Source organism: Pseudomonas sp. J380, assembly GCF_009827115.1.
Classification (GTDB): domain Bacteria; phylum Pseudomonadota; class Gammaproteobacteria; order Pseudomonadales; family Pseudomonadaceae; genus Aquipseudomonas; species Aquipseudomonas paracarnis.
Map to the genome: position 1 here is coordinate 5,297,585 of NZ_CP043060.1, position 12,584 is coordinate 5,310,168.

The window sequence follows — 12,584 nt, forward strand, 5'->3', positions numbered from 1 at the left end:
ATGTTCGAGCGTTTGCGAGAAGATATCCAAAGTGTTTTCCACCGTGACCCGGCGGCGCGCAATGCCTTTGAAGTGCTGACCTGCTACCCGGGCATGCACGCGATCTGGATCCACCGCTTGTCCGGCGCCCTGTGGGGCATGGGCTGGAAGTGGCTGGCGCGGCTGGTATCGAACTTTGGGCGTTGGTTGACCGGTATCGAGATCCATCCGGGTGCCAAGGTAGGTCGTCGGTTCTTTATCGACCACGGCATGGGTATCGTGATTGGCGAGACGGCCGAGATCGGCGATGACGTCACCCTCTATCAAGGTGTGACGCTCGGCGGCACCACCTGGAATAAGGGTAAGCGCCACCCAACGCTGGGCGATGGCGTGGTAGTAGGGGCGGGCGCCAAGGTGCTCGGGCCGTTTACCGTGGGTGCCGGCGCCAAGGTTGGCTCCAACGCGGTAGTGACCAAGGCTGTGCCGCCGGGTGCTACGGTTGTGGGCATTCCAGGCCGCATCATCGTCAAGCCGCAAGTCGGTGATGAGCAAGAGGCCAAGCGCAAGGCGATGGCCGAGAAGATTGGTTTCGATGCCTATGGCGTCAGTGAAGATATGCCCGACCCGGTGGCTCGTGCGATTGGTCAATTGCTTGATCATTTGCAGGCGGTGGACGGCAAGCTGGAGGGTATGTGCGGGGCGCTGAAGGAGTTGGGCAGCCCGTACTGTGCCAAAGACTTGCCTGAACTGCGTGAGGAAGATTTTGCTGAAATCAAGGACGAAGCCGCTACCACCAAGGCAGGCTGAACGCGGCCTCTTGTGGGAGCTGGCTTGCCTGCGATTGCGGTGGGCCAGCAACCTATAAGCAAGCTGATAGACAGCTATCGCAAGTAAGCCAGCCCCCACATTTGATCTCCATTGGCTCGGTGGTCTTGCAGCAGGCCTGGTTGCGCTGTTCGATCCCACCCCATCCTGCTATGATTCGCGCGCCCTTTTTACGGGTAATCCTGACTAAAGTACTAGGTCTTATAGTTGACTTAAATACTCGGGAATCGCATACTTGCTCCCATTCTGAAACACCTTGGTACTTGTCCATGAGACTGACTACAAAAGGCCGATACGCGGTGACCGCCATGCTCGACTTGGCCTTGCACGCGCAAACTGGGCCGGTGTCCCTGGCCGATATCTCCGAGCGCCAAGGCATTTCCCTGTCCTATCTCGAGCAGTTGTTCGCCAAATTGCGCCGTAGCAATCTGGTTTCCAGCGTTCGCGGTCCGGGTGGCGGCTATCAACTGTCCCGCGACATGCAGGGTATTCAGGTGGCCCAGGTGATCGACGCGGTCAACGAATCCGTCGATGCCACCAAATGCCAGGGTTTGGGTGACTGCCATGCCGGCGACACCTGCCTGACACACCACTTGTGGTGTGACTTGAGCCTGCAGATCCATGAGTTTTTGAGTGGTATCAGCTTGGCTGATCTTGTGACTCGCCGTGAGGTGCAAGAAGTAGCCCAGCGTCAGGACCAGCGCCGTTGCAACACCAAGGCGCCGCGTCTGGACAAGATCGAAGCGTCCGCCGTCGAGTGACAGCCGAAGAGCTAACGGCACGCCAGCCAGCCTGATTTAGGAGAAAGTCCATGAAATTGCCGATTTACCTTGATTACTCAGCGACCACCCCGGTTGATCCGCGTGTCGCGCAAAAAATGAGCGAATGCCTGCTGGTCGACGGAAACTTCGGCAACCCGGCCTCCCGTTCCCACGTATTCGGCTGGAAAGCCGAGGAAGCGGTCGAGAACGCTCGTCGCCAGGTCGCTGACCTGGTCAATGCCGACCCGCGCGAAATCGTCTGGACCTCCGGTGCCACCGAGTCCGACAACCTGGCTATCAAGGGCGCGGCGCATTTCTACGCGACCAAAGGCAAACACCTGATCACCACCAAGATTGAGCATAAGGCTGTCCTGGACACCATGCGCCAACTGGAGCGTGAAGGTTTCGAGGTCACCTACCTTGAGCCAACCACCGACGGTATCGTCACCCCGGCCATGATCGAAGCTGCGATGCGTGAAGACACCATCCTGGTTTCGGTGATCCACGTGAACAACGAAATCGGCACGATCAACGACATCGCCGCCATCGGCGAGCTGACCCGCTCCAAGGGTGTGTTGCTGCACGTCGACGCTGCTCAGTCCACCGGCAAGGTCGATATCGACCTGTCCAAGCTGAAAGTCGACCTGATGTCGTTCTCGGCCCACAAGACTTACGGCCCCAAAGGCATCGGCGCGCTGTACGTGAGCCGCAAGCCTCGCGTGCGCATCGAAGCCACCATGCACGGCGGCGGTCACGAGCGCGGCATGCGTTCGGGCACCCTGGCGACCCACCAGATCGTCGGTATGGGCGAAGCTTTCCGTGTAGCCAAGGAAGACATGGCTGCCGAAAACGTGCGCATCAAGGCCCTGAGCGATCGCTTCTACAAGCAGGTCGAAAACCTTGAAGAGTTGTACATCAACGGCAGCATGACCGCCCGTGTACCGCACAACCTGAATTTGAGCTTCAACTACGTTGAAGGCGAGTCGCTGATCATGGCGCTCAAGGACCTGGCGGTATCGTCCGGTTCGGCCTGCACCTCGGCGTCCCTTGAGCCTTCGTACGTACTGCGCGCCCTGGGCCGCAACGACGAACTGGCTCACAGCTCTATCCGCTTTACGTTCGGCCGCTTCACCACTGAAGAGCAAGTCGACTACGCCGCGCAGAAGGTCTGCGAAGCCGTCAACAAGCTACGCGTTCTGTCGCCACTGTGGGACATGTACAAAGACGGTGTCGATATTTCCAAGATCGAGTGGGCGGCACACTAACTATAGAAGCCGCCACCCAAGCTCTGTAGGAACGTGGCGGAAAACGCAGGCGTTTCTACAGGGTTCCAGAGCGGCCCTGATGAGTGAGGATTCAGTACCATGGCTTACAGCGAAAAGGTCATCGACCACTACGAAAACCCGCGCAACGTCGGCAAGATGAACGCGGAAGATCCAGATGTCGGCACCGGCATGGTCGGCGCCCCGGCGTGCGGCGATGTGATGCGCCTGCAGATCAAGGTCAACGATGCTGGCGTTATTGAAGACGCCAAATTCAAGACTTACGGCTGCGGTTCGGCCATCGCATCCAGCTCCCTGGCGACCGAATGGATGAAAGGCAAGACCCTGGATGAGGCTGTCACTATCAGCAACACCCAGCTGGCCGAAGAACTGGCGTTGCCGCCGGTGAAAATCCACTGCTCCGTACTCGCTGAAGATGCCATCAAGGCAGCCGTTCGCGACTACAAGCAGAAGAAAGGCTTGATCTAAGCATTTGGCGACGAGTAAGGAGTCAACGATGGCTATCAGCATGACAGAAGCGGCTGCGCAGCACATTCGCCGCTCCCTGAATGGGCGCGGTAAAGGTGAGGGGATTCGTCTGGGTGTACGCACCACGGGCTGTTCCGGCCTTGCCTACGTGCTGGAGTTTGTCGACGAGGTGGTTGAAGAGGATCAGGTGTTCGAAAGTCACGGCGAGAAAGTGATCATCGACCCCAAGAGCCTGACCTACCTGGACGGCACCGAACTCGATTTCGTCAAGGAAGGGTTGAACGAAGGCTTCAAGTTCAACAACCCTAACGTGCGCGGTGAATGTGGCTGCGGCGAAAGCTTCAACATCTGAGGCTACTCGTGGGTACTCCTTGTCATTTCGCTTTATTCGAGCTGCAGCCGAGCTTTCGGCTGGACCTTGAGCAGCTCGCCACGCGCTACCGTGAATTGGCGCGTGGGGTGCATCCAGACCGCTTCGCTGACGCTTCCGAGCGTGAGCAGCGCTTGGCCCTTGAGCAATCGGCCAGCCTCAACGAAGCCTATCAGACGCTCAAAAGCCCCGCGAAACGCGCGCGTTACCTGCTCGCCCTGAACGGTGGCGAGTTGCCGTTGGAAGTTACGGTGCACGATCCGGACTTCCTCATGCAGCAGATGCAGTGGCGCGAAGAGCTCGAAGACTTGCAGGACGAAGCCGATATAGCCGGTGTTGCGGTCTTCAAGCGTCGTCTGAAAACCGCCCAGGATGAGCTCAACGAAAGCTTCGCAGCCTGTTGGGATGATGCGGCGCAACGCGAACAGGCCGAACGCCTGATGCGGCGCATGCAGTTTCTCGACAAGCTCACCTACGAAGTGCGCCAGCTAGAAGAGCGCCTCGACGATTAACCCAGTGCTGCCCGTGATGCACGCCTGATAGACAGATAAGACCTGATTACCATGGCTCTACTGCAAATCGCCGAACCCGGCCAAAGCCCTCAACCGCACCAGCGTCGCCTGGCGGTCGGGATTGACCTGGGCACCACCAATTCCCTGGTTGCTGCCTTGCGCAGCGGCCTGTCCGAACCGCTGCCCGACGCCGATGGGCAGGTGATCCTGCCGTCTGCCGTGCGTTATCACGCCGACCGCACTGAAGTGGGCGAATCGGCCAAGCTCGCCGCGTCCGCAGACCCCTTGAACACGGTGTTGTCGGTCAAGCGCTTGATGGGTCGTGGGTTGTCCGACGTCAAGCAATTGGGTGACCAATTGCCGTACCGCTTTGTCGGCGGCGAGTCCCATATGCCGTTCATCGACACTGTCCAAGGGCCCAAGAGCCCGGTGGAAGTGTCGGCCGATATCCTCAAGGTGCTGCGCCAGCGTGCGGAAAACACCTTGGGTGGTGAGCTGGTAGGGGCGGTTATCACCGTGCCGGCGTATTTCGATGACGCCCAGCGTCAAGCCACCAAGGACGCGGCGAAGCTGGCCGGCCTGAATGTGCTGCGCTTGCTCAACGAGCCGACTGCGGCGGCTGTGGCCTACGGCCTCGATCAGCACGCTGAAGGCCTGGTCGCTATTTATGATCTGGGCGGCGGCACCTTCGATATTTCGATCTTGCGCCTGACCGGCGGTGTGTTTGAAGTGCTCGCGACCGGCGGCGACAGCGCTCTGGGTGGCGATGATTTCGATCACGCCATCGCTGGCTGGATCATCAGCAGCGCCGGCTTGTCGGCCGACCTGGACCCAGGCGCGCAGCGCAACCTGCTACAAACTGCCTGCGCGGCCAAAGAGGCGCTGACTGACGCGGCTTCTGTTGACGTTTGCTACGGTAATTGGTCGGCGCCACTGACTCGCGAAGCCTTTGATGCGCTGATCGAGCCGATGGTTGCCCGCAGCCTCAAAGCCTGCCGTCGTGCTGTGCGTGATTCCGGTATCGAGTTGGAAGACGTTGGCGCAGTGGTCATGGTAGGTGGTTCCACCCGCGTGCCGCGCGTGCGTGAAGCGGTAGCCGAAGCCTTTGGGCGCCAACCATTGACCGAAATCGACCCGGATCAAGTCGTCGCCATCGGCGCTGCCATCCAGGCCGATACCCTGGCTGGTAACAAACGTGATGGCGGCGAATTGCTTTTGCTCGACGTGATCCCGTTGTCCCTGGGCCTGGAAACCATGGGCGGCCTGATGGAGAAGGTGATTCCGCGCAACACCACCATCCCCGTCGCACGTGCCCAAGATTTCACCACCTACAAAGACGGCCAGACAGCCATGATGATTCATGTGCTGCAAGGCGAGCGCGAGCTGATCAGCGACTGCCGTTCCCTGGCGCGTTTTGAGTTGCGTGGCATTCCGGCGATGGTGGCGGGCGCAGCGAAAATTCGCGTGACCTTCCAGGTCGATGCCGATGGCCTGCTCAGTGTCGCTGCGCGCGAACTGGCGTCTGGCGTTGAAGCCAGCATCCAGGTCAAGCCGTCCTACGGCCTCACCGATGGCGAAATCGCCAAGATGCTCAAGGACTCGTTCCAGTATGCCGGTGACGACAAGGTCGCCCGCGTATTGCGCGAGCAACAAGTGGATGCCCAGCGCCTGCTCGAAGCGGTGCAGGGCGCCCTTGAAGCCGACGGCGAGCGCCTGCTGGATGCCGAAGAACGCATGGTCATTGACCTGCAGATGCAGGAACTGGCCGAACTGATGAAAGGCAACGATGGTTACGCCATCGAGCAACAGACCAAGCGCCTGTCGCAAGTGACTGATGCCTTTGCCGCCCGCCGTATGGATCAGACGGTTAAAGCCGCGCTGGCGGGCCGCAACCTGAATGAAATTGAGGAATAACTGATGCCGCAGGTCACTTTTCTACCGCACGCCGAACATTGCCCTGAGGGCATGGTCGTGGAGGCTGAGACCGGCAAGTCCCTGCTCGACGTCGCCCATGACAACCACATCGAGATCGAAAGTGCCTGTGGCGGCGTCAATGCCTGCACCACCTGTCACTGCATCATTCGTAAAGGTTTCGACAGCCTAAATGAGGCTGACGACCTGGAAGAAGACTATCTTGATCGGGCGTGGGGCCTGGAGCCGACGTCGCGCCTGAGTTGTCAGGCGAAAGTGGGGACTGAAGACCTCACCGTCGAAATCCCGAAATATTCGCTCAACCATGCAGCCGAAGCGCCGCATTGATTCAAGGAAATGTCATGAGCCTGAAATGGGTTGATGTACAAGAAATCGCTATACAACTTGCTGAAGCTCATCCTGAGGTCAATCCTCTTACCGTGAACTTCGTCAAGCTGCGCGACCTCGTAATGGCACTGCCGGATTTTGACGACATCCCTGACCGGGGTGGCGAAAAGGTCCTTGAGGCGATTCAAGGCCTGTGGATCGAAGAAGCAGACTGAGCCGCCTTTTTACGCAGTTAGGCAATACCCAATAACCCGCGTATAATTCGCGGGTTTAATTTTTCGTAAATTACCGTTTCTGGAGTTACACCATGGCTGTTCAACGTACTTTCTCCATCATCAAGCCTGACGCTGTTGCAAAAAACGTCATCGGCGAGATCACCACTCGTTTCGAAAAAGCCGGCCTGAAGGTTGTAGCTTCGAAACTCAAGCAACTGTCCAAGGCTGAAGCTGAAGGCTTCTACGCTGAGCACAGCGCTCGTGGCTTCTTCGGCGACCTGGTTGCCTTCATGATCTCCGGTCCTGTTGTTGTCCAGGTTCTGGAAGGCGAAAACGCTATCGCTCTGAACCGTGAGCTGATGGGCGCTACCAACCCTAAAGAAGCTGCTGCTGGCACCATCCGTGCTGACTTCGCTGAATCCATCGACGCCAACGCTGTTCACGGCTCGGACTCCGAAGCTGCTGCTGCTCGCGAAATCTCGTACTTTTTCGCTGCTACTGAAGTAACCGCTCGCTAAGCATCGGCTTAAAGAGTGAGGGTGAATCCATGACTACATCGACTGTTAAAACCAACCTGCTGGGTCTGACTCAGCCGGAAATGGAGAAATTCTTCGACTCAATCGGGGAGAAGCGTTTCCGTGCCGGTCAGGTAATGAAGTGGATTCACCACTTTGGCGTCGACGATTTCGACGCCATGACGAACGTCAGCAAGGCCCTGCGCGACAAGCTCAAGGCCATTGCCGAGGTGCGGGGTCCCGAGGTTGTCAGCGAGGACATTTCCAGCGACGGCACCCGTAAATGGGTGGTGCGCGTGGCGTCCGGTAGCTGCGTCGAGACCGTGTACATTCCCCAGGGCAAACGTGGCACTTTGTGCGTTTCGTCCCAGGCAGGCTGTGCCCTGGACTGCAGTTTCTGCTCCACCGGCAAGCAAGGCTTCAATAGCAACCTCACCGCCGCCGAAGTCATCGGCCAGGTGTGGATTGCCAACAAATCCTTTGGCAGCGTCCCGGCGACCGTCGACCGTGCCATCACCAACGTGGTGATGATGGGCATGGGGGAGCCGCTGCTGAACTTCGACAACGTGATTGCGGCCATGCACCTTATGATGGACGACCTGGGCTACGGCATCTCCAAGCGCCGTGTGACCCTGTCGACCTCCGGCGTGGTACCGATGATCGATGAGCTGGCCAAGCACATCGACGTCTCCCTCGCGTTGTCGCTGCACGCACCTAATGACGCATTGCGTAACCAATTGGTGCCGATCAACAAGAAATATCCGCTTAAGATGCTGCTCGAATCGTGCCAGCGTTATATGGCGACCCTGGGTGAGAAGCGTGTGCTGACCATTGAGTACACCATGCTCAAGGACGTCAACGACAAGCTGGAGCACGCGGTCGAGATGATCGAATTGCTCAAGGACACCCCGTGCAAGATCAACTTGATCCCGTTCAACCCGTTTCCTCATTCTGGCTACGAGCGGCCGAGCAACAACGCCATCCGTCGTTTTCAGGATCAACTGCACCAGGCCGGCTATAACGTCACTGTGCGAACCACTCGTGGTGAAGACATCGATGCCGCGTGTGGCCAATTGGTAGGGCAGGTGATGGACCGCACCCGCCGCAGTGAACGTTATATCGCCGTGCGCGAACTTAACGCCGCTGAAGATTTGCCGCAAATCGCTGTGAATCGAATCTGAGAGAGGATCTCTATGCCCTTGCGCCTTGCGCTGCTTTTACTGTTTACCGGCCTCGTGGCCGGTTGCGTTTCATCGGGTCATGACAGCCCGTTGCGCACTGATAAAGGCCGTGATGAGGCGCGAGTTGCCTATGTGCAACTGGGTTTGGGGTATCTGCGCCAAGGCATGAGCGAGCAGGCCAAGGTGCCGTTGAAAAAGGCCCTTGAGCTGGACGCCGATGATGCCGATGCCAACGCCGCGCTGGCTTTGGTGTTTCAGGCTCAGGCCGAGCCCGAGCTGGCCGACCGCTATTTCCACAAGGCCCTGGCCTCCCGCCCTGCCGATCCGCGGCTGCTGAACAACTACGGCAGTTTCCTGTTCGAGCAGCAACGGTACGACCTGGCGTCACGTTATTTTCAGCAAGCCGCCGCCGATACCCTCTACCCGCAGCGTTCGCGGGTGTTCGAGAACCTCGGTGTGACCTCGATGCGCCTCGGTCAGCGCGACAGCGCTCGCCAGCAGTTGGAAAAAGCCCTGCACCTGAACAGTCGCCAGCCACGGGCATTGCTCGAAATGGCTGAGTTGTCTTACGAAGACAGGCATTATGTGCCAGCACGTGACTATTACGAGCGTTTTAGCCTGCTCAGCGGGCAAAATGCACGTAGTCTATTGCTCGGTGTGCGCCTGGCGACGGTTCATGAAGAACACGACACGGCCGCACGTTTTGGCCAGCAACTCGAACGACTCTATCCCGGTACGCCGGAATATCAGCAATACCTGTCGGAGCAATGATGAAAGCCGCGCACCCGGAAGATGTAGCAGCTAATCGCGTCAACCCAGGCGAAACCTTGCGCCAGGCCCGCGAAAGCAATGGTTGGTCGCTGGCTGAAGTGGCCCTCAAGCTCAATTTGACCAGTACCTCGTTGGCCAATCTGGAAGCCGGCGCGTTCGACAAGCTGCCTGGGCACACTTTTGCCCGCGGCTATATCCGCGCTTATGCAAAATTGCTGGGTATCGACCAGGCCGTGCTGGTCCAGGAGTTCGACCAGTTCACCGGCACCGATGCCCAGGGCAGTAATGTCCATGGGTTGGGGCGCATCGAAGAGCCTACGCGCGTTTCCCATACCATTTTGCGGATTGTCAGCCTGTTGTTGCTGATTGCCGTGGTCGGCGGCGGTTTTGTCTGGTGGCAAGACCAGACCTCCCAGCGCAACAAAGACCTGACCAGCAACGCCATGGAACATGTCGAAGTCGAAAGCGCCGACGGCACCACCCAGATTCACCCCCTGGACGAGCCGGAAGACCAGGCCGTGGTAGAGGGGCAAGCTGCGCCGCAAGCGCCGGCCACTGCCGAACAACCCGCGCCAGACGCCGGCACGGCCCCTGCTGCGGTACCGGCTCCGGCTGTTCCGACCGCTCCGGCCGCACCCGTGGCCCAGGCTCCGGCGGTTCCGACGCCTGCACCTGCGACCCCTGCGCCAGCCGCACCCGCAGCGCCGGCGATGTCGCCTCCCACCACCCCGGCATTGATCGCCGGTGATGGGCGCGTACAAATTACCTTCATCGCTGACTGCTGGACGCAGGTCACCGATGGCAACGGCAAAGTGCTGTTTAGCGGTTTGAAGCGTAAGGGAGATACGCTTGACCAGGGCGGCAAGCCTCCTTTGACGCTGCGTCTGGGCTTCGCCCGTGGCGCGCAAGTGGCCTACAACGGCCAGCCTGTAGACGTGGCGCCGTTCACCAGTGGCGAGACCGCTCGCCTCAAGTTGGGACAATAGTCATGCACGGCGAATCTCCAATCAAACGTCGCGTATCGCGCAAAATCTGGGTCGGCTCGGTGCCGGTGGGTGGCGATGCCCCTATCGCAGTGCAGAGCATGACCAACAGCGACACCAACGATGTGGCGGCCACCGTGGCTCAGATCAACCGTCTGGAAGCGGCCGGTGTGGACATCGTGCGGGTTTCCGTACCAGACATGGATGCAGCCGAGGCCTTTGGTCGTATCAAGCAGTTGGTCAAGGTCCCACTGGTTGCCGACATTCACTTCGACTACAAGATCGCATTGCGCGTGGCCGAACTGGGTGTGGACTGCCTGCGTATCAACCCCGGCAACATCGGGCGTGAAGACCGCGTGCGTGCCGTGGTGGACGCTGCCCGTGATCGCGGTATTCCGATCCGCATCGGCGTCAACGCCGGCTCCCTGGAAAAAGACCTGCAAAAGAAATACGGCGAGCCCACTCCGGCAGCGCTGGTTGAGTCGGCGCTGCGCCACGTTGAACACCTTGAACGCCTGAACTTCCAGGACTTCAAGGTCAGCGTAAAGGCCTCGGACGTGTTCATGGCCGTAGAAGCCTATCGCCTGCTGGCCAAGGAAATCGTGCAACCGCTGCACCTGGGTATCACTGAAGCGGGCGGTTTGCGCTCAGGCACAGTGAAATCTGCTGTGGGTCTCGGTATGCTGCTCGCCGAAGGGATTGGCGATACTATCCGCATCTCTCTGGCGGCAGACCCCGTAGAGGAAGTGAAGGTCGGCTACGACATTCTCAAGTCCCTGCGTTTGCGTTCCCGTGGTATCAACTTCATCGCCTGCCCGAGCTGCTCGCGGCAGAACTTCGACGTGGTGAAAACCATGAACGACCTGGAGTTGCGCCTGGAAGACCTGCTGGTGCCGCTGGATGTCGCAGTGATCGGTTGTGTGGTCAACGGGCCGGGTGAGGCCAAAGAGGCCCACGTGGGCCTGACGGGTGGCACACCGAACCTGATTTACATCGACGGCAAACCGTCGCAGAAGCTAACGAATGACAATCTGGTGGATGAGCTGGAAAAGCTGATCCGCGAGAAAGCGGCCGAGAAGGTCGCCGCTGACGCAGCGCTGATCGCTCGCGGCTGATTGAACGAATTTAAGGATCTGATGTGAGCAAGTCTCTGCAAGCCATTCGTGGCATGAACGACATCCTGCCGGAGCAGACGCCACTGTGGCGCTACTTCGAAAGCACTGTCGCGCGCCTGCTGGATAACTACGGTTACAAGCAGATCCGCATGCCGATCGTCGAGTTCACCGAGCTGTTCAAACGCTCCATCGGTGAAGTGACCGACATCGTCGAAAAAGAGATGTACACCTTTGAAGACCGTAACGGCGACTCCCTGACCCTGCGCCCGGAAGGCACTGCCGCGTGCGTTCGCGCCGTACTGGAACATGGCATCACCGGTGGTGGCCAGACCCAGAAGCTGTGGTACATCGGCCCGATGTTCCGCCACGAGCGCCCGCAGAAAGGCCGTTACCGCCAGTTCCACCAGATCGGTTGCGAAGTGTTCAACCTGGACGGCCCGGACATCGACGCCGAGCTGATCGTGCTGACCTGGCGCCTGTGGGGCCAACTGGGCATCCGCGATGCGGTCAAGCTTGAACTCAACAGCCTGGGCACCAGCGAGTCCCGGGGTCGCTATCGCGAAGCCCTGGTCGAGTACCTGTCGGCCCACCTGGACAAGCTGGACGAAGACAGCCAACGCCGTCTGAAAACCAACCCGTTGCGCGTCCTGGATACCAAGAACGCCGACACCCAGGCCGTGCTGGTCGATGCGCCGAAAATGGCTGATTACCTGGACGACGAGTCCCGGGTGCATTTCGAGGGCCTCAAGGCGCGTCTGGATGCAGCCGGTATTCCCTACGTGATCAACCCCAAGCTGGTGCGTGGCCTCGACTACTACAGCAAGACCGTGTTCGAGTGGGTCACCGACAAGCTCGGCGCCCAGGGCACCGTGTGTGCCGGTGGTCGCTACGACGGCCTGGTCGAGCAAATGGGCGGCAAGCCGACCACGGGCGTAGGCTTTGCCATGGGCATCGAGCGGCTGATCCTGCTGCTGGAAACCCTGGAGCAGGTCCCGGAAGAAATTTCCCGTCAGGTGGACGTGTACCTGTGCGCCTTCGGCGAGGCTGCCGAACTGGCGGCCCTGGCCTTGAGCGAAAAAGTACGTGACCAACTGCCCAACCTGCGCCTGCAGATCAATGCCGGCGCTGGTAGCTTCAAGAGCCAGTTCAAGAAGGCCGACAAGAGCGGTGCGCTTTACGCACTGATCCTCGGCGATGACGAGCTGGCCCAGCAAGTGGTAGGTTTCAAACCCCTGCGTGGCCAGGGTGAACAACAGAACATTGCCTTTGATGCGCTCGCTGCGCACTTGGCCACCTGCATCGTGCAGGGTTGAAGCTGTCGAACAGCCGAATTTAGCGATTAAGGAG

At 59.3% G+C, this 12,584-nt stretch carries 15 protein-coding genes; all 15 read left to right on the plus strand.

Features of this window, described 5'->3' with window-relative positions; genetic code table 11:
• Positions 1–786 (plus strand): serine O-acetyltransferase, encoded by a 786-nt coding sequence (cysE, locus tag FXO12_RS24245; RefSeq protein ID WP_034128028.1) that lies wholly within the window; start codon positions 1–3, stop codon positions 784–786.
• Positions 787–1,073: 287 nt separating this feature from the next.
• A complete protein-coding gene (iscR, locus tag FXO12_RS24250; RefSeq protein ID WP_003194020.1) occupies positions 1,074–1,565 on the plus strand; it encodes a Fe-S cluster assembly transcriptional regulator IscR in 492 nt (163 codons plus the stop codon).
• Positions 1,566–1,615: 50 nt separating this feature from the next.
• Positions 1,616–2,830, plus strand: a complete 1,215-nt coding sequence (locus FXO12_RS24255; protein WP_003194019.1) for an IscS subfamily cysteine desulfurase — start codon at positions 1,616–1,618, stop codon at positions 2,828–2,830.
• Between the two features lie 99 nt (positions 2,831–2,929).
• A complete protein-coding gene (gene iscU / locus FXO12_RS24260) occupies positions 2,930–3,316 on the plus strand; it encodes a Fe-S cluster assembly scaffold IscU (RefSeq protein ID WP_003175965.1) in 387 nt (128 codons plus the stop codon).
• Between the two features lie 28 nt (positions 3,317–3,344).
• Positions 3,345–3,668 carry an iron-sulfur cluster assembly protein IscA gene (iscA, locus tag FXO12_RS24265; RefSeq protein WP_003209680.1) on the plus strand — a complete coding sequence of 108 codons (324 nt, stop codon included), beginning with the start codon at positions 3,345–3,347 and terminating at the stop codon, positions 3,666–3,668.
• Positions 3,669–3,676: 8 nt separating this feature from the next.
• Positions 3,677–4,198, plus strand: a complete 522-nt coding sequence (gene hscB / locus FXO12_RS24270; protein WP_034128027.1) for a co-chaperone HscB — start codon at positions 3,677–3,679, stop codon at positions 4,196–4,198.
• A 51-nt stretch (positions 4,199–4,249) separates the two neighbouring features.
• A complete protein-coding gene (gene hscA / locus FXO12_RS24275; protein WP_014719821.1) occupies positions 4,250–6,112 on the plus strand; it encodes a Fe-S protein assembly chaperone HscA in 1,863 nt (620 codons plus the stop codon).
• Positions 6,113–6,115: 3 nt separating this feature from the next.
• Positions 6,116–6,457: an ISC system 2Fe-2S type ferredoxin gene (gene fdx / locus FXO12_RS24280; protein WP_032895388.1), complete on the plus strand. Its 342-nt coding sequence runs from the start codon at positions 6,116–6,118 to the stop codon at positions 6,455–6,457.
• A 14-nt stretch (positions 6,458–6,471) separates the two neighbouring features.
• Positions 6,472–6,672: a Fe-S cluster assembly protein IscX gene (gene iscX / locus FXO12_RS24285; RefSeq protein ID WP_034128025.1), complete on the plus strand. Its 201-nt coding sequence runs from the start codon at positions 6,472–6,474 to the stop codon at positions 6,670–6,672.
• Positions 6,673–6,764: 92 nt separating this feature from the next.
• On the plus strand, positions 6,765–7,190 hold the full coding sequence (ndk, locus tag FXO12_RS24290; RefSeq protein WP_003175956.1) for a nucleoside-diphosphate kinase: 426 nt from the start codon (positions 6,765–6,767) through the stop codon (positions 7,188–7,190).
• A 29-nt stretch (positions 7,191–7,219) separates the two neighbouring features.
• Positions 7,220–8,368 carry a 23S rRNA (adenine(2503)-C(2))-methyltransferase RlmN gene (rlmN, locus tag FXO12_RS24295; protein ID WP_003194014.1) on the plus strand — a complete coding sequence of 383 codons (1,149 nt, stop codon included), beginning with the start codon at positions 7,220–7,222 and terminating at the stop codon, positions 8,366–8,368.
• Between the two features lie 12 nt (positions 8,369–8,380).
• The gene (gene pilW, locus FXO12_RS24300; protein WP_034128024.1) at positions 8,381–9,139 is read left to right on the plus strand and encodes a type IV pilus biogenesis/stability protein PilW; all 759 of its coding nucleotides are present in this window, start codon (positions 8,381–8,383) and stop codon (positions 9,137–9,139) included.
• Complete coding sequence (locus tag FXO12_RS24305; RefSeq protein ID WP_034128023.1) at positions 9,139–10,125, plus strand: RodZ family helix-turn-helix domain-containing protein; 987 nt, start codon at positions 9,139–9,141, stop codon at positions 10,123–10,125. The genes pilW and FXO12_RS24305 overlap by 1 nt, the downstream gene beginning before the upstream one ends.
• A gap of 2 nt (positions 10,126–10,127) precedes the next feature.
• A complete protein-coding gene (ispG, locus tag FXO12_RS24310) occupies positions 10,128–11,237 on the plus strand; it encodes a flavodoxin-dependent (E)-4-hydroxy-3-methylbut-2-enyl-diphosphate synthase (protein WP_003175952.1) in 1,110 nt (369 codons plus the stop codon).
• A gap of 23 nt (positions 11,238–11,260) precedes the next feature.
• The gene (gene hisS, locus FXO12_RS24315) at positions 11,261–12,550 is read left to right on the plus strand and encodes a histidine--tRNA ligase (protein ID WP_057975059.1); all 1,290 of its coding nucleotides are present in this window, start codon (positions 11,261–11,263) and stop codon (positions 12,548–12,550) included.
• Positions 12,551–12,584 lie beyond the last annotated feature (34 nt).

Coding starts and splice junctions, on each gene's coding strand:
- cysE (WP_034128028.1), top strand. CDS start 1: ATGTTCGAGCGTTTGCGAGAAGATATCCAAAGTGTTTTCCACCGTGAC.
- iscR (WP_003194020.1), top strand. CDS start 1,074: ATGAGACTGACTACAAAAGGCCGATACGCGGTGACCGCCATGCTCGAC.
- FXO12_RS24255 (WP_003194019.1), top strand. CDS start 1,616: ATGAAATTGCCGATTTACCTTGATTACTCAGCGACCACCCCGGTTGAT.
- iscU (WP_003175965.1), top strand. CDS start 2,930: ATGGCTTACAGCGAAAAGGTCATCGACCACTACGAAAACCCGCGCAAC.
- iscA (WP_003209680.1), top strand. CDS start 3,345: ATGGCTATCAGCATGACAGAAGCGGCTGCGCAGCACATTCGCCGCTCC.
- hscA (WP_014719821.1), top strand. CDS start 4,250: ATGGCTCTACTGCAAATCGCCGAACCCGGCCAAAGCCCTCAACCGCAC.
- fdx (WP_032895388.1), top strand. CDS start 6,116: ATGCCGCAGGTCACTTTTCTACCGCACGCCGAACATTGCCCTGAGGGC.
- iscX (WP_034128025.1), top strand. CDS start 6,472: ATGAGCCTGAAATGGGTTGATGTACAAGAAATCGCTATACAACTTGCT.
- ndk (WP_003175956.1), top strand. CDS start 6,765: ATGGCTGTTCAACGTACTTTCTCCATCATCAAGCCTGACGCTGTTGCA.
- rlmN (WP_003194014.1), top strand. CDS start 7,220: ATGACTACATCGACTGTTAAAACCAACCTGCTGGGTCTGACTCAGCCG.
- pilW (WP_034128024.1), top strand. CDS start 8,381: ATGCCCTTGCGCCTTGCGCTGCTTTTACTGTTTACCGGCCTCGTGGCC.
- FXO12_RS24305 (WP_034128023.1), top strand. CDS start 9,139: ATGAAAGCCGCGCACCCGGAAGATGTAGCAGCTAATCGCGTCAACCCA.
- ispG (WP_003175952.1), top strand. CDS start 10,128: ATGCACGGCGAATCTCCAATCAAACGTCGCGTATCGCGCAAAATCTGG.